Origin of the sequence: Anoxybacillus sp. J5B_2022, from assembly GCF_026847645.1 — a bacterium.
Taxonomy (GTDB): domain Bacteria; phylum Bacillota; class Bacilli; order Bacillales; family Anoxybacillaceae; genus Anoxybacteroides.
Genome location: NZ_JAPSMC010000064.1, coordinates 1 through 16,586, shown reverse-complemented (window position 1 = coordinate 16,586; position 16,586 = coordinate 1). Strand labels below are relative to the sequence as shown.

At 40.8% G+C, this 16,586-nt stretch carries 16 protein-coding genes and 2 pseudogenes; 5 read left to right on the top strand and 13 right to left on the bottom strand.

The window, feature by feature from the left end:
* The first annotated feature begins 122 nt into the window (after window positions 1–122).
* Together M4I42_RS14195 and M4I42_RS14190 are read left to right on the top strand one after the other, a co-directional pair.
* The gene (locus M4I42_RS14195; protein WP_268852765.1) at window positions 123–389 is read left to right on the top strand and encodes a hypothetical protein; all 267 of its coding nucleotides are present in this window, start codon (window positions 123–125) and stop codon (window positions 387–389) included.
* Between the two features lie 13 nt (window positions 390–402).
* The gene (locus tag M4I42_RS14190) at window positions 403–726 is read left to right on the top strand and encodes a spore coat protein (protein ID WP_268852764.1); all 324 of its coding nucleotides are present in this window, start codon (window positions 403–405) and stop codon (window positions 724–726) included.
* A 36-nt stretch (window positions 727–762) separates the two neighbouring features.
* Here M4I42_RS14190 and M4I42_RS14185 read toward each other — a convergent pair whose 3' ends face one another.
* The 5 genes from M4I42_RS14185 to M4I42_RS14165 form a co-directional block, all read right to left on the bottom strand.
* Window positions 763–948 (bottom strand): hypothetical protein, encoded by a 186-nt coding sequence (locus M4I42_RS14185; RefSeq protein WP_268852763.1) that lies wholly within the window; start codon window positions 946–948, stop codon window positions 763–765.
* A gap of 42 nt (window positions 949–990) precedes the next feature.
* Entirely contained in the window at window positions 991–1,236 is a 246-nt protein-coding gene (locus tag M4I42_RS14180; protein WP_268852762.1) for a hypothetical protein, read from the bottom strand.
* A 109-nt stretch (window positions 1,237–1,345) separates the two neighbouring features.
* Entirely contained in the window at window positions 1,346–2,707 is a 1,362-nt protein-coding gene (gene bioA / locus M4I42_RS14175; protein WP_268852761.1) for an adenosylmethionine--8-amino-7-oxononanoate transaminase, read from the bottom strand.
* Window positions 2,704–3,408 carry a dethiobiotin synthase gene (gene bioD / locus M4I42_RS14170; RefSeq protein WP_268852760.1) on the bottom strand — a complete coding sequence of 235 codons (705 nt, stop codon included), beginning with the start codon at window positions 3,406–3,408 and terminating at the stop codon, window positions 2,704–2,706. The genes bioA and bioD overlap by 4 nt, the downstream gene beginning before the upstream one ends.
* Before the next feature lie 178 nt (window positions 3,409–3,586).
* Window positions 3,587–4,267 (bottom strand): hypothetical protein, encoded by a 681-nt coding sequence (locus M4I42_RS14165; RefSeq protein ID WP_268852759.1) that lies wholly within the window; start codon window positions 4,265–4,267, stop codon window positions 3,587–3,589.
* A gap of 215 nt (window positions 4,268–4,482) precedes the next feature.
* Between M4I42_RS14165 and M4I42_RS14160 the strand changes: the two genes are divergently transcribed.
* Window positions 4,483–5,523, top strand: coding sequence for an IS630 family transposase (locus M4I42_RS14160; protein WP_268852758.1), 1,041 nt, complete (start codon window positions 4,483–4,485; stop codon window positions 5,521–5,523).
* Between the two features lie 78 nt (window positions 5,524–5,601).
* Here the strand turns inward: M4I42_RS14160 and M4I42_RS14155 are convergent, their stop codons facing one another.
* From M4I42_RS14155 to M4I42_RS14130, 6 genes and pseudogenes are all read right to left on the bottom strand, one after another.
* Window positions 5,602–6,015, bottom strand: coding sequence for a hypothetical protein (locus M4I42_RS14155; protein ID WP_268852757.1), 414 nt, complete (start codon window positions 6,013–6,015; stop codon window positions 5,602–5,604).
* Window positions 6,016–6,097: 82 nt separating this feature from the next.
* Entirely contained in the window at window positions 6,098–6,415 is a 318-nt protein-coding gene (locus tag M4I42_RS14150; protein ID WP_268852756.1) for a hypothetical protein, read from the bottom strand.
* 26 nt (window positions 6,416–6,441) lie between these two features.
* The gene (locus M4I42_RS14145) at window positions 6,442–7,362 is read right to left on the bottom strand and encodes an RHS repeat-associated core domain-containing protein (protein WP_268852755.1); all 921 of its coding nucleotides are present in this window, start codon (window positions 7,360–7,362) and stop codon (window positions 6,442–6,444) included.
* Between the two features lie 418 nt (window positions 7,363–7,780).
* Window positions 7,781–8,233 (bottom strand): annotated as a pseudogene (locus M4I42_RS14140) (hypothetical protein); the annotation flags it as partial.
* 320 nt (window positions 8,234–8,553) lie between these two features.
* On the bottom strand, window positions 8,554–9,351 hold the full coding sequence (locus M4I42_RS14135; protein WP_268852753.1) for a hypothetical protein: 798 nt from the start codon (window positions 9,349–9,351) through the stop codon (window positions 8,554–8,556).
* A 23-nt stretch (window positions 9,352–9,374) separates the two neighbouring features.
* Window positions 9,375–10,100, bottom strand: coding sequence for an RHS repeat-associated core domain-containing protein (locus tag M4I42_RS14130; RefSeq protein ID WP_268852752.1), 726 nt, complete (start codon window positions 10,098–10,100; stop codon window positions 9,375–9,377).
* 133 nt (window positions 10,101–10,233) lie between these two features.
* Here M4I42_RS14130 and M4I42_RS14125 point away from each other — a divergent pair, with 133 nt between their 5' ends.
* Together M4I42_RS14125 and M4I42_RS17190 are read left to right on the top strand one after the other, a co-directional pair.
* The gene (locus M4I42_RS14125) at window positions 10,234–10,365 is read left to right on the top strand and encodes a hypothetical protein (RefSeq protein WP_268852751.1); all 132 of its coding nucleotides are present in this window, start codon (window positions 10,234–10,236) and stop codon (window positions 10,363–10,365) included.
* Window positions 10,366–10,443: 78 nt separating this feature from the next.
* A pseudogene (locus tag M4I42_RS17190) lies at window positions 10,444–10,635 on the top strand (helix-turn-helix domain-containing protein).
* Window positions 10,636–10,957: 322 nt separating this feature from the next.
* On the opposite strand, the gene M4I42_RS14115 reads toward M4I42_RS17190, so the two are convergent.
* A complete protein-coding gene (locus M4I42_RS14115; protein WP_111645829.1) occupies window positions 10,958–11,392 on the bottom strand; it encodes a hypothetical protein in 435 nt (144 codons plus the stop codon).
* 2 nt (window positions 11,393–11,394) lie between these two features.
* On the bottom strand, window positions 11,395–16,586 hold a 5,192-nt coding region (locus tag M4I42_RS14110), incomplete at its 5' end, for a DNRLRE domain-containing protein (RefSeq protein ID WP_268852750.1).

Below are 16,586 nucleotides of genomic sequence, written 5' to 3'. Positions count from 1 at the left end.
CATGATTGTAACATGTTTTCTTATCATCGAATATCTTTTTCGACAAAATTCGTCTTATGTATATTTTGCCCTAAAACGGATAATCTACAACCGAATCATGAACCTAGAAAGGAGTTGGACGTATGAAAATGCAACAACCAACTATAGCACAACAGGCAGTTATGCCACAGCCGCCACAAGTCATTTCAACCAAAGATGCGCTTTATTTAACAGACATGATGTCATGGAACTTGTTAGCGATGAAAAAAGCGCATTTTTTTGCGTCACAATGCCAAGATCAAGAAATCGTTGCCGCCATCGAGCGGGCGGGTCAAATGCATCAGCGCCATTATGAGCGAATTTTGCAACAGTTGCAACAACCAAACCAACCGACGACACCGCTACAATAAAGGAGGGGACACAATGGCCATTCAAAATCAAGAAAAGCAAGTGCCGAAAACACCACAAATGAACGAGCGCGACTTTTTGAATGACATGTTGACGACGGAAAAATATATGACGTCTTCCTACAGTACGTTTTTGCATGAGGCAAGCCATCAACAACTGTATCAAGACGTGCTGAATATTTTTACGGAAACGCAAAATTGCCAGCGGGAACTGTACAATCTCATGTTCCGTAAAGGATGGTACAAACTTGAACCAGCGAACGAACAACAGCTGCAACAAGCGTACCAGCAATTCCAGGGATATACAAATCAATTCCCATACCAAAACACCCTACAATAAATGGCTTTCCCCGTACAAATCGTACGGGGGAGCTTGTTAATACCCGTATCCTCCATACGGATAATACGGAGGGTACATTGGGTAAGGTGGAAATGGCGGGTATGGTCTTGGACCGTAGAAAAGCGGCGGAATCAATGCGCTGCCAAGCAATCCACCTAATAATCCGCCAAAAAACGGACCGGCAAAAAACCATCGTTCCTCATATGGATGGTGTCGAATCATCCTGATTCTCCTCTCACAATCACAATAAAAATTTTCAAACGATTACCAAGTTGGTCCGTACGGATAGTAGTATGGATAACCATAATATGGATATCCATAAAACGGAGGGATTAACGCACTGCCTAATAACCCACCTAAAAACCCGCCAAAAAATGGACCGACAAAAAATGGTCTAGGACGCCAAAAACCAAACCCCCATGGGCGCCCAAATCCAAAGCCCCATGGACGTCCGAAACCAAACCCCCACGGCCGCCAAATTCGCTCCTCTTGAAGTAAATGCTCATTCATCGTTGCATGCCTCCTCTCGTTGTTACACTTTATACATATGTAGGACAAACGCGGAGGGCGTGGGCGAATGTCCAATAAAAAGAAAAACCGTTGCCAAAATAGGCAACGATTATTGGGTAATCATATAGGCAATCGAGTCGAACAAAATATCGACCGCTGTTTCTAACTGTTCGTCCGTCATCGCCAAGATAGGAATAAACGTCAACACCGGACCAAGCGGACGAATGATAAGTCCTCGTTTCCGCGCCTCCAAAATAGTCCGATGCTCAAACTGTTCCGCACGAGCGAACGTTTCTTTCGTCCGGCGGTCTTTGACAATTTCAATGCCGATCATCAACCCTTTTTGGCGAATGTCGCCAACGACCGGTAACTCATATAGCGTTTGCAATTTGTTCGCAAGCTTTTTCGCTTTTCGCTCGACATCAACAACGAGGTTACGTTTTTCCATCAGTTCAATGTTTTTGAGAGCGACCGAACAGGAAAGTTGGTTACCTGTATATGTATGGCCGTGATAAAACGTTTTGTTTTCGGTAATATCGCCTAAAAACGCTTCGTAAATCGCTTCCGTTGTCAGCGTCGCTGCAAGCGGCATATATCCGCCGGTAATCCCTTTGCCAAGGCAAACGATGTCTGGAAGCACGTTTTCTTGCTGACACGCAAACATCGTCCCCGTCCGACCGAATCCAACCGCTACTTCGTCACAAATAAGCAATACCCCGTACTTTCGACAAAGTGTTTCGACCCCTTTTAAAAAACCAACTGGATGGGTAATAATTCCTGCTGCTCCTTGTACGAGCGGTTCCACAACCATTGCGGCGATCGATTCGTGTTGTTCGGCAAGTACGTTTTCCAGCTGTTGTAAGCAGTAGCGAACGATTTCTTCTTCATTTCCATATTCGTCCATTCGGTAGACATACGGCGACGGCACTTCGATTCGTTCAAATAATAGCGGTTGAAAAATACGATGGAATAATTCCATGCCGCCAACGCTGACCGCACCAACCGTATCGCCATGGTATGCCTCTTTTAGCGACACAAATTTCGTTTTCTTTGCGTATCGAACCGGATCAATATTTTGCCAATATTGATACGCCATTTTGAGCGCGATTTCGACTGCCGCTGCCCCTGTGTCCGAATAAAATACTTTTGCCATCCCCGGCCATAATTCCACTAATTTTTTTGCCAATAAAATGGACGGCACATTCGCTGAACCGAGCAACGTCGAGTGGGCGATTGTTTCGACTTGTTTATGAAGCGCTTCGTTCAACTCCGGGTCATTATGCCCATGAACGTTTACCCAAAGGGAGGCATAGCCGTCTAAATAGCGATTACCTTCGACATCCAACAAATAGCTCCCTTCCCCCCGTTCGATAATCAACGGTTTTTCTTCGACGTACGTTTTCATTTGCGTAAACGGGTGCCATACGTATTGTTTATCCCATTGTTCTAATTGTTCGTAGCGATACGTCATTCGACTAGCCTCCTTAACCATTCCGTTTGCTCTCCTTTTTGTAGCAACGCTTTCGCAACTGCTTGCAGTGACTGGCGCGAAAGGTCGACGACAGGGAGCGTTGTAAGCAACGGCACATCTAATAGCCGCTGAAGCGTTCGAACGTTATCGACATGAATGTCGTTTTGGCTATCAAATTGATTAACGACAAGCCCGATGATCGGCAATGCGTGGTGCTTTGCATACAAAACAGTAGTAGTTGCGTGATGAATCGCTCCTAGCCCTGCTAACGACACAATCACAATCGGAAGCCCGCAGTCGTGAATTAAATCTTTTGTCATATAAAATCCGTCTTCTCTTTCAATCAGCGGCACGGAAAGCCCTCCAGCTCCTTCGACAAACACGACGTCATATTGCGCGGTGAGCTTCACTAATTCTGCTTGAATAGCTGCCGGCTCAATCGTCGTATTCGCTAAACGAGAAGCAAAATGCGGCGACACCGCTGGCTCCATACAATACAAACTTGCCGCTTTTTGTCCCATTTTCGTTTCATACCAGTAACGTTCCGCAAACGAACGGCCATCTTCCGCCAATCCCGTTTGAATTGGTTTATAAATGATAGCTTTCTTGCCCATTTGTTCGACCGCAAACGCCAAAACCGACGTCACGACCGTTTTGCCGATGTCCGTTCCTGTGCCGGTAATAAATATCGCCTGTCCCACACACTCTCCCCCCTTATTGTTTTCTATTTTGCCGGATGGGGATATTACTGTCAACCATTTTTGTTGTTTGGTTAACATTATTAAAAAACCCCTTTGATTTGGCTCACTCAGTGTAATATTTGGAGTTCCGAATCAAAGGGGACTTCAAAGCATCATCACTCCTCAAGCCAGATGAAGATTAACAGAAAAAGATCGGTTCAAACGTGGCGTCCTTCATTTGATGTTTCAAAAAACAATCGCGTACTTTTTTTGAAACGATTACGTAAGGCCTTGGGAAAAATCCAGAACCAAAATATTCGAACGTCCGATTAAAATCAGCAAATTGGTCGATCTCCTCTTGCGCATAGTATATCGCATGTTCCCGAGTTAAGCGGAAGCTTTTAAAATGGCAAGATGGACAAGGAGCTACTCGATTTAGTTCCGTTTTATCATGAATAGGAGGAAGGATGTGAGTCACTATCAGTTGATTCGCAATGGGACTAGTCTTTTTCACCTTGTTAAACACAGGCCTAAATTCAACATGTTCCCAGCCATTTTTCTCTATAAGGGATTTAACATCGGGAGAAACGATCAATTCTTCCTCCCAAGCCATTGCAACCATTTTAGGACGAAACGTTTTTTTCTTAATGATCAAGTCTTGTTTTTGATCGATGTAAACATTACAACGGGTACAACGTCTGACATAGAGCGCTTCTGGTTCATCCTCGTAAACACTGTCTACTAATCGAAGAGAGCCTAGTATAAAATAGCTAGCTCGGTCATAATCTTCTTTTGAATATTCCAGCTCAAATCCTTGGGATATTCTTAATAAATTCGCACGAACCTCTAGTAAAAGCTCATGGTATTCGGGAATATCCATATACATTCGAATTTAATATATTTTCCATACTTTTCAATCAGTGTTTGTGGCTCCGTTTGGGAGAAAGGGCTTTTACTTAATACAATTTTAGCGACTTTCCTCATAAACCTATCTCCTGTAGAATGTAAATATTTTAAGCTATATAAGTTGCAATAAAGGTTTTCTTCCGTGCCACGGCGAATAAATAGAAAATAGGGGAACGGAGAGAAAATACGATGCCGAATCACAAAGACGAGATCGAAAAGTTGTCCACCGCCATGAAAGAAGCAAAAAGTAAACGGGCATATGAACGCTACCAAGCGATTTATCTTCATTTGCAGGGATACGCAAAGGAAGAAATCGCAACGATTATTGGTCGATCCAAAAAAACCGTTTATAACTACATCCATGCCTACACTCAGCGAGGTCTTGACGGACTAGAGATGAAATATTCACCCGGTGCTCCACGTCGATTGACCCCTGAACAGGAAAAAGAGTTGGCTTGGATCATTGAACATCGGCTCCCCGTAGATGTTGGATTCGAAGCGAAATATAACCGGACGCTTGCGATGATCGCTGAACTCATTCAACAAAAGTGGGGACCAACGTACACGCTTCGTGGAACAAGTGACATTCTGCATCGGTTGGGGCTAAGTTATACGAAACCGACCTATACACTAGCCAATGCTGATGAAGAGAAACAAAAAGAATTCGTCGAAATCACTTTCCCAGAAGTAAAAAAACTGGTAGATGGGAACATCGTATATGTCCTTTTTCAAGATGAATCGATGATCCGTGATTACCAAGCGATTCAAAAAACATGGTTTATCAAAGGAAAGCAACGAATCATTCCGACGTTTGGAAAACATCGGGGGCTGAAGCTGATTGGCACGTTGAACGACGAAACAGGGGAGGTATTTTGCATCGAAGAAGAACGCTATGATGCACAAACATTTCTTCGGTTTCTTCAACTTGTGTTAGAATGCTATCCTACAGGTAAAGTTGTGATGATTTTAGATCATGCTCGAATTCACCATACCAAACTCATTCAGCCATTTTTAAAAGAAGCCGAAGAACGGCTAGAGCTCGTCTTTTTGCCACCATACAGTCCGCAATTGAACTTGATTGAAGGGCTATGGAAATGGCTGAAATCAGACGTGATTTACAACGTGTTCTATTCGAGTGTGCAAGAAATTAGAAAGAATGTCCAAGCCTTTATTCAGAGAATCAACCAGAAACCAGAACAAACGATCGATCGTTTGTGTGTTCAGTTGTAAATCTTTAGTTCAACTTATATAATCTAATTTGTTGATCAGTCTGAAGTCCGGGAACAAATGATAGACAATAATGTTTATTTAATCTCCAGTAGAAATCCAATCGAAAACGGAACCATATGCCACAAGCAATTTTCCGGTACTAAGAGTCGTATCACAGAGATGCCAAAGATGTAATGCAAGTTCTATTAAATCCTCTTTATTAATATCGTCTTCGGTCAACCCGTATCGTTCCCTATATTCCACAATATTATGGTCTAAACGGCCGCTTTTAAGCTCATTAAGTAAATCTTTGCTAATCTCCCGTATTTCTTGAACTTCTTCTTCATAAAAATAAATAAAATCATTAACTTTTATTTTCAACAATTTACTTAAGTCAACATTAATACGATGCTCATATTGTTTTAAAAAGCGGAAAATAACTCCATGTATTGATAACCTAATCATTGATAAATCACTATTCACATTTTTTGTCAAATGAAATACAATTCCCATTCTTACCACCTCATAAGACAATTCCAATATATTATGGCTGAGATACTTCACCCAAGGGTTCAAAAACCCTTGGGTGGAAAATTTAGAGTTCAGAAACAGGGACAAAAGTTATTGATATATTTTCCCCTAGTTCCCTTATTAATCTTTCTGTTAACCTTCTTCCCTCGTCATTATGTTTAGATACAAATTCTTGGAAATGTTCGGATTCCTGTTCCTTTAGTAGTGACATTTCTTTCTGGTATTCTACTACCCATTTTACAAAATCCTTCTTTAATTCCTCAGAGATTGGCAAATCGTCAATATCAATATTCCAATTACACTCTGCACACCAAATAGGATCAGCAAAATCTGCTTCCACTTTATAGGATCTTTGGTGATTACAACGTTTTTTAAAAAACATAGTTAATGATCATCCTTCCAAACGAGTTATTTTATTTTTATCCATCTCTTTTTAGGCTTTCCCCAATAAACAGTTGTTATTGTCTTACCTTTGGTAACCGCAACCGCTAAACCATTGTAATAATATACATATGAACTATACCAAGGATCATAATATACTTTACCATGTTTTATAGCCTTGGCTATCATCTTAGATGTAACTTCTCTTTCAATCATTCTTTCTGCAGCATGCCAGCTTACTTTCAAGAAGTATATTCCCATTTCACGTAAAGTAGATACAAGAGAAACTAGCGCTGTGGTTACCGTTAAGACTGTGTCCGTTGGATCATTTTTAGGTTTTTTTGATTTATTTCCGTCTGGATCAACATACGTTATAGGATTATTGTCAACATATACATATCCATTTTGTGAAATTGGATTATCTAGATCTCCCGGATTTGGATCCCTTGAGATAAACCTCGCCGTCTCCGGATCATAATATCGCGCTTGAAGGTAATACAATTTCGTTTCTTTATCATAATAATACCCGGCATATCCAAGTGGTTGTCCAGCGACTCCTGTATCTTCTGAAACAGACAGGACTTTGCCCCACGGATCGTAGCTGTAACTAGCCACCGTCGCTCCATTTTCGTCCACGATACGCATGACATCGCCGCGATAGTTTGTCACATAGTAGAAGGTGTTGCCGTTTGAATTCGTGACGGTGTTCGGCTTTCCATTCGCCCACGTAAACGCCCATACCGTTTGGCCGTTATCGTCAGTGATACGGATTAAGTCGGAGCCATCATAGTGGTAATGGTACGTAGTAGATCCTACCGTTTTCGTTTTCCGCAAGCCGTCTGGATGGTACGTGAAGCTGGCGGTGGTGTTTCCGCTTAAATCTTTCACATAAATCAGGTGACCTTCTCCAGCAAATTCAATTGCTTTAAAAGGCAGATTTCTGAACAATGAGAAATCTGCCTTTTATTTTAAAGATAATGTTTTATTTACAACTTCTTATCTTTTTGAGGAGGATTTAAATAGATATCGTCATTAATGTCATACCCTTCTGGAGACCAATAAGTTTCAGGATAGCCATATTCACTAAACAACTTTCTTAAATACCTTATCGTTTCACTCCATGTTGAAAAAGTAACAAAACTATAGGGAGGATCCCCCTCATTGTTCCACACGGCCCAAGTTTTATTTGGCAATTCAGTAACATACCATCCTCCGTCTTCTGGTATATGAAATATGAAGAATGTATTGTCTCTTGCTTCCGCCCATGTATTATAACCAAGGTTTTTAGCAAATTGTTCATACTTTCTAAAAAAAAATATTTTTAAAAAACTTCATTACAATCCCCTCGTTAAAAAATTAATAATCATTATTTTTTCCGATTTTTCGCTTTCCATATTGTAATCCTCCAAGCTTCTCCACTCCTATAATACTTACCTTTAAAATGAGGATGGTCCTTAGTAAATTTATTACTTTGTAAATGATACCCGTGATTGAAATGCGGAGTATGGAATTCTATAGATCTATATTTTCTTTTACCATTCTTTTTAGTAGAATAAAGAACTCCCCAATATCCTTTACCCGAATCGTTTTCCCCCTTTATTCGCCCAATTTTATGAATTTTAAAATTTAATTTTTTCAATCTCTTATATATTTCTTTAAAAAATTTAGCCCTATGCCCATCCGGATTCACCAACATCACTGGGTTGTTGTTCGCATACGCATACCCATTCTGCGTGGGAATATCATCCGCATCCCCTGAGTCTGGATCCAAGAAAAGGGACACGCCATGCTCCGGGTGATAGTACCGGGTAATGAGAAATATCCGCTTAATAGAAGTTCAAAAATATACATGCATGAGTTGCCTTACTTCCAACCGGAGCAGGGAAATACGCTGCCTCATCCCTTAACAGTCGAGCTTGTCTGATTTATTCTTACAGAAAGTAAGACAAAACCCTTAATATTAATAAAGGTTTTCAAAGTTTTAATTATAAAAAAATGCCTTAGGAGAGAGCGTTTCTCCTAAGGTTCTACAATTACAAAAATAATCCGACCTATCTAATCAATATTTTATTTAATATGTCTGATTTCCTTCACCTTAATCAATATTTTATCACAATGTTTTCCTGTTTTTCATTGAGTTTATGAAGAAAGATAAGACACTTTATTTACTTTCCATATAATCTGTGTTTCGTTTTCTTTTTCTAAAAAAGTTACAACCCACCCGAAATGATGTAAACGATCAGTAAATGTCACCTTATGATTTAGTGTCCATGTTAAATCGCCTAAATATCTCCAATAAAAAGATTCGTGTGGTCTGTCTACTCTTACTAATCTTTCTTTCTTTAAAACCTTATTTCCTTTTTGACGTTTTATTTCTAAATATATATCTACATAAGAGACTTCGTGTTCACATATAATGCTACATATATATCTACGATTAGGACTGCTCTTTTTCTTATAGATAAATGTATTTTTGTAATTTAATTCTTTTATCTTGTTGTATATTTCACGAAAAATTTGCTTATCCCATCCTCGCTCATCAGCAAGTATTTCCATACCCTCTTGTAACACTTCTAATGCCATTTTCTTTTTTTCCAAGTCATCCGTAAGAGAGAAGTATTGATTATAATCCATTTCAACATAAACAGTAATAAAATCGGGTACCATTTCCATTTCAATTTCTTTCTCGCTTAATTTAGATAGATCCGGTACGCATTGAATGATAACTCCCTTTTCCCCATCTGTATGAATTTCGGGCAAAAGACGAGTATAAAGTGATGTAATACATCTTGTTTCATAATGAAAGATGGCGGACTTGCTTTGCCTATAATCGGTAAAGGGGCTTGTCTCACCATTATCATAGTCAACTATTACAGTATGATCAAAATAGTTTATATCACTTGGAATAGAAAGTTGAATATCCCTTATAACAGTCATTTTTTCACTTCCTTTTATTAAATTTATGGGCGATAGTGAAATGGAGGTGATAATTTGTTGTTAGGCTGGATTCTATTAATGTATTCCGTATGCCTTTTTTCCCATCTCAGTGCATTATACCTACCACGTATGTTAGTTTTTATTATTCGTGAAGCATACCGATCTGTCTTGTATCGCTGATTCCACTTTCTAACTTGCCTTTCAGCGCGATATGATTTTCCCTTTTTAGAAATCCTTCCATCACTAATACCAACTTTGACTACTTTATTAGTTTTTTTATCATAAATTTCATATCCATGATGTATCGCAGGATTTCTTTTACTATTCGAATGATATTTTTTTGAAATCTTTCTATATTTCTTGTAGACCTTATAAATCTTATAAACTCTATAAGCCCCCACTCCAGCTATAATAACAATATGAGCATAATGCCCATCCGGATCCACCATCATCACCGGATTGTTGTTCGCATACGTATATCCGTTCTGTGTGAGGATGTCGTCTGCATCTCCTGGATCTGGATCCCTCGAAATAAACTGCGCCGTTTCCGGATCGTAATACCGCGCTTGGAGGTAATACAATTTCGTTTCTTTATCATAATAATACCCTGCATACCCCAGTGGTTGTCCAGCCACAGTCGCGTCTTCTGAAACAGACAGGACTTTGCCCCATGGGTCATAGCTGTAGGAAGCTACTGTTGCGCCATTTTCATTGACAATACGTACGACATCACCGCGGTAGTTCGTCACATAATAGAACGTGTCACCGCTTGAATTCATGACGGTATTCGACTTTCCATCTGCCCACGTAAACACTCATACCGTTTGTCCGTTATCATCGGTGATACGGATTAAGTTCGAGCCGTCATAGTGGTAATGGTACGTGACGTCATTCACCGTTTTCGTTTTCCGCAAACCGTCTGGATGGTACGTGAAGCTGGCGATTATGTTTCCGCTTAAGTCTTTTACCGCAAGCAGTCTTCCTTCTCCGTCCCATTCGTATTGGGCGGCTTAACCAATACAATCAATCCCTTTACCGATACAATTTTCTCATATATCGTATAAGTAATACAAACAGAGGAAGGGATGCATCATACCAATTAAAATCAAACTGAAAGAAATTCTGTAAAGAACGTGGGATTTCTCAGCGTGAACTGGCTCGACTTACAGGGCTACGCTCGAACATCATCATCCATCTTTGTTCAGACCAAGTAAACAGAATCTACCCCTCAACATTAAAAAAATATGTAAAGTGTTAGATCAGAAGTTAATCGAGGTAGAGTAATTCTCTCGCTATAGTAATCGGAATAAGAGGCAGAAAAGTTTCGAAAAAAATTTTTTAAACGCTGAGAAAACAAAGGTAAGGTTTTTGGAGATAAAAACGGCGATAACTGATGATTTCTCAGCTGTTTATTGTTGATGAAAATTATAAAATTGGACATCTTTTTCAAACTCATCCTGTGCGTACAAGGCAATTCTAAAAATTATCATGCAGGAGTTTCAAGGGTTATTTGTATATGTTGTACTACAAAGGGAGTTATTCGGCACTACACACCCTATAAAAAAGACCTTGAAAGAGTCATAATACTCTTTCAAGGTCTTTAAATTTATGCATTGTGTAACACATTTTTTGCAGCTTCGCTATTTGGCATTATCTTTAATATTTCTTGAGCAATTGCTTTAGCTTCTTCTTTACTAATTAACTTTTCTGGAATGTCATGGAATAACAACAAATGTTCTTTCAAGCTAACATCTTCAGGGCTTAATTCAACTGCTCTTTTAGCATGGTATAATGCACTTGCGTAAGCGTCTGGTAAATGGCACAATGCAGTACTTAATAACTCTGAAGCTAAGTAATGATAATATGCAGTCTCATTATTATTTATCAAATAACAGACAAATGAATAAGCACTTATACTCTCTTCATCAAATCCTAATTCAAGAACAACTTGCTCTAAAATATTTCTATCTTCATTCTCAATATATTCTATTGCTTTTTGAAAATCACCCGATGTTATTAATTGCTTTATCTTTTCCTTCATAGTTATTTCACCCACGCATCAGATATTCTTATTGTTCCATCAGGTAGTTTTTTGTATGTCACCTGTACCAATTGTCCATTAACCATTTTAACTCTAGAAGAAACAGATTTATAAGGTATATCTGCACCATTATGCATTACATCGATGATAATTTCTTTTATTTTCCCCCAATTCTTATCAGGCACAAGTTTTTCCCATTGATGATTAGATTTTTTACTTCCATTTATAATATGCTTTATCTGATTACTGTTAAGTTTCCCTATTGCATCATGTACTTTAGAAGAAGGCAATAGCTTAACTTTACCCGTACCCTTAACTTTCTTCTTAACTTGCTTTCTAACAAGCTTATAGGCTTTTTTCTTAATCTGCTTCTTCGCATAATAGATAACAACCTGACGTCCGCCCACTACAATGACCGCAACAACTAAAGGATGTTGACCATCTGGGTCGGTCATCATCACCGGATTATCTACTGCGTAAATGTACGGGTTCTGTGTAAGCGGAAGATCTTCCGTACCAATGACAGGGTCTCTTGAAAGAAACCTTGCTGTTTCGGGATCATAATATCTTGCTTGTAAATAATACAATTGCGTTTCAACGTCATATACGTATCCCGCATAGCGAATTGGCTGCCCTGCAATCCGAGCGTCCGTTGGCTCCGGAGAAAGAGGTTTTCCCCACGGATCATAACTGTATGAAGCTACCGGTGTTCCGTTTTCATCTACAATTCGAACAACGTCTCCGCGATGATTCGTGATATAAAAGAATGTTTCGCCATTTCGATTCGTTAGGCTAACAGGTTCACCATCATTCCACGTAAACGCCCACACCGTTTGTCCGTTATCATCGGTGATACGGATTAAGTTCGAGCCGTCATAGTGGTAATGGTACGTGACGTCATTCACCGTTTTCGTTTTCCGCAAGCCGTCTGGATGGTACGTGAAGCTGGCGATGGTATTGCCGTTTAAGTCTTTGACGGTAAGCAGGCGGCCTTCTCCGTCCCATTCATATTGGTATTTGTCATCTTGAAGAAGATTTCCTGCTTCATCATAGTGAAAGCCTTCAACTTCATTTGCTGCGTTAAAAGTGAGCGTCTTGCCGTGCGGATTTTTTAAGTTCCCAGCCGCATCGTAATCGTATGGAACGGTGTTGCCTTGGTATGTCCATGACTGGAGACGACCGGCAAAGTCATACGTAAACGTATGCGGATTCGTGCCATCAAAATAATTCACGATGTTTCCATCCGCATCGTATGCATAGGTCAAATCCAGCGCATCCGCACCGACGACATGTTGTCCCGTTAATCTTCCGGCGTCATCATACGATTGATACACGCTGAAGGAAGACGTATTGGCGCTGTTTTTCACGTTCATGCGAATCGGTTGACCGCTTTCATCATAGTAAAACTCGGTCGTTTGCCCTGTCGGCACTTGAATCGACGATAGACGCTGCAACGTGTCATAACCAAACGTCGTCGTATACGAATTTCCGCCGATCGTTTCCACATAGGAACTACGCAAATCGTTCGACTTGCTGTTCGGGTCGGTCACATAGTTGTTTTGAAGCTGGTATCCATCCGGTTCTTGCGACGTTTTCAAACGATTGTACGTGTCATACGTGTATGAATACGTTTGACCGTTCGCTTGAATGCTTGTTACATTCCCCGCATAGTCGTACGTATACGATACGATCTTTTGACCATTGACCCATTTTTCCGTTAGTTGATTTTTGCGGTCATATTTGAATTCCTGCTTCGAAAGGATCGTCGTGTCTTTTCCTTTTTCAACCGACTTCAGGTTTCCATTATTATCATAATCATACTTAATAAATTTACCTAACGGATCTTGTTCTAATGTTACTTGGTTAATGGCATTATAATCAAACGTCGTGACGTTGTTTCTTGGGTCAGTACGTGTTTTCAAGTTCCCTTGCGCATCGTACGTATACGAAGTCGTAATGCTTGGTTGTCCCGCTGGTGCGACAAGGGTCACCGATGTGAGCTGGTCTAAATAGTTGTATGCGTATGTTGTTTTTCGTCCGCCTGGCGTCGTTACGGATGTCTGGTTTCCATTCGCATCATAACCGTACGACGTCGTTTGGTTCAATTCATCCGTTTCTGATGTGACAAAGTTGCCATCGGCACTGTACGTTGTCGTCGATGTAGAAGCTTTTTCTTCCAGTTTAATGTTATCAAAATACACCGTTCCGGCTTGGTTGTTATAGACTCCGTAAATTTTCGCTTGGTTAAAATCTTTCGCCGCTCGGAACGTCTTTTTCACAAACTGCCACTGATCGGTCAATGTTTTATCGAACGGAATCGTAAACGTTCCAGTTGTCCCATCCGTATAGACGAACGATAGCTGCAACGAAAACTCGCCAGAAGTATTTGGATTTTTCACATACGCCCAACCGGATAACGTGAGCGGATCATCTTTTTTCCCGCTGACAGAAACAAGTTGTCCGACATAACGACTCGCGCTGCTGACTCCATTGATTTTGACCGAATATTGTCCTGCTTTCGCTTGCTCGGTCGTTCTGCCGTCCCCTGTACCAAAGGCATTTAACGTCCAGTTATCAATTGTTGTTCCACTTCCAGCTTCCATACTGACGTTTTCATTCGAAGCATACTCGGTTACCATGGCCCCTTGATCTAACTGAATGCCATCAAAATAAGCCGTTCCTGCTCCTGTAAAGATACATTCGATATGAATGTAAGCGGTATTGCTTGGTGCAGTAAAGGAATAAGAAATTGGCATCCAGTCTCTTGTTCCTGTCACGTAAGGACTTCCGTATACAATCGTATTCCCTGCTTGATCTTTGATATACTGATTATTCACATCCTTAAAATAAACGCGAATTCGTGCACCTGTACCGGTTACGTTCGTGGTTTTCATATATCCAGCTACGGTATAGGTCTTGTCCGCTAATGTGATATTAATCGGCACATCTTGATAGTAATAACGCGATCCTTCCGTACCCGTCAACGTGATTTTGGCGGAGCGAGTGCCAAATACATGGTCGGAACTGACCGCATACCCGCTTCCCGTGCGCACAAGCCAGTCCGTCGGTAAATTATTCGTGCCAACCGACTCAAAATTCGCGTTGACTACCGGATTGTACAAGGTGGATGTTGGAGTGACTTCTGTCACCGCATTTCCATACCGGTCATACGTAAAATAATCCGTTAATCCTACGTGATTCGTCGAGAATAATAAGTTGCTGACACTGTCGTACACATTTTGCTCTGACAAACCAGAGCTGGTCGTTGAGCTCGTTAAGTTAGATTTGTCGTCATAGAAGTTATCTTCTCTTTCGTTATCCGGTGACACGAGATTCTTTAAATTACCTTTACTATCATATTCAGCTGAGGTCGTTGGACCATTCGCTTCTCCCGTGTCTTTATTTGGTTCAATGACGGTCTTAATTCTATTATTTTCCCAAACGTATTGAGTAACTGAAGGATGTTCCTCTTGGTAGTCTTCGATGATTTCAACGACATTGACCGTAGCTAAATCTTGATCAATATTGCTTTTGTAATACGTCTGATCGCCATTGGCATCTGTAAAAATGGTTTCATTCACCGACGGATACATGAGTTGCGCAAAGATGGTATCGGATCGAGGATCGATAATTTTCGACACTCGATTGAGATCATCATACTCAAATTTTCCTTTATTTCCGTTTCCGTCCGTAATCGCGATTAATTGTTGTTGATCATTGTAATCGAACGTAATCGTTTTATGCTCTGGCCGGTTCGCCGCATAGGTAATCGTTCGCAAGCGATTGTGCCCGTTTAAGCTGTCATACGTAAAGGTCGTTTCCGTTCCTCGGAAATCGGTAATTTTTTGTAACAGTCCTGTCGTCGGATCATACGCCAAAGACAAATCGCGTCCCGTTGTTTCCGAGCCGTACCGCTCGCTAATTTTCGTGATTTGATTCGTCGTTCCATTAAATGTGTACAAAATCGTATTGCCTTTCTCGTCGACGACTTTCGTATTCCGGCCTTGGGAGTCAAAATAATATACCGTTTCGTCCGGCTCTTTGAGCGTGTATCCTCCATCTGGCGTGCTGTTAAACTCAAAAAATGTTCCCTCTGGTGCCGAGTAAGCAGTGCCTGTATCATATTGCTGTTTATTGAAGTGATAATGCGTGCCGTTTTCATCAATATACTCCACAATCGTCTTATCGCTGTTTGGAATGAGTTTTCGTTGAGCACTGAAGGTCCAGCGGTATCCATACACATCTTCAAAGTCGGAACGGCTATTGTACACCATTTTTAAGTTGAAGGCATCCGTTCTTCCAGGAAGTGATAAAACCGGAATATCATAGACCATATTCCCGTTAATCACGTTCACTACTGCGGTTCCTTCTCCATTAAATAAATCCGGCGTGTACGTCCAGTAATCCGTAATGCCCAATAACTTCTTCGAACGGTACGAAATCACGAGTTTTGGTTTTCCGTATGGCGACCCATCCGCACTATTCCATTCCGTTGAGTAGAATAATTTTTGGGCAGCTGTCGCTTCTTGCGCATCATCCGTTTTTAAGACGACGCCATAGTTCGGAACCGTTCCGTCGTACCAGCCTTTGACTAAATCCGAAACAGCAAAATAGTTATATCCGGCTTTTGTTTCTGATTTGGTGGAGACCGGAGTTGGATCAAAGCTTGGCTGTGTGCTCCAATTGATGATAGATGCGTTAAATGCGCTTGTGACCTGATGTAAGGAAATGGATGGTCCGGCTGGTGTGGAGGAGTTAGGAACATACTGGTACACACCAACGCTTGCCCCTGTAACTTTTGCATTTGGGATCGGGGGCAAGGTCCATTTTAGATAGGTCCGCGTTTTGCCAAGTGTCGGGTCTTTCCCGACCGACAAGTAATTTAAGTTGCCGTAATTGCTGGACGTTCCGCTCGCCACAAACGTATCTTGTGCTTGGAACACATCAATCCACGGGTCAATCACGACTGGATACACACGCTTCGGATCGGTTAAATAGGACTCATCAGCCGTGACCGTTAAGATAAACCCATCATCGACAGGAGTAATCTCTTGAGTCACTTGTTCCGAAACATTGCCTTCCTTCGATGAATCATACATAAACGGACGCTGGATGTAAAACAAAAACTTTCCTGTTTTTGCATCCGTAAATTCAATGGTTCCAGACTCTTGTTTCTCCGCTTTTAACCCTTGGA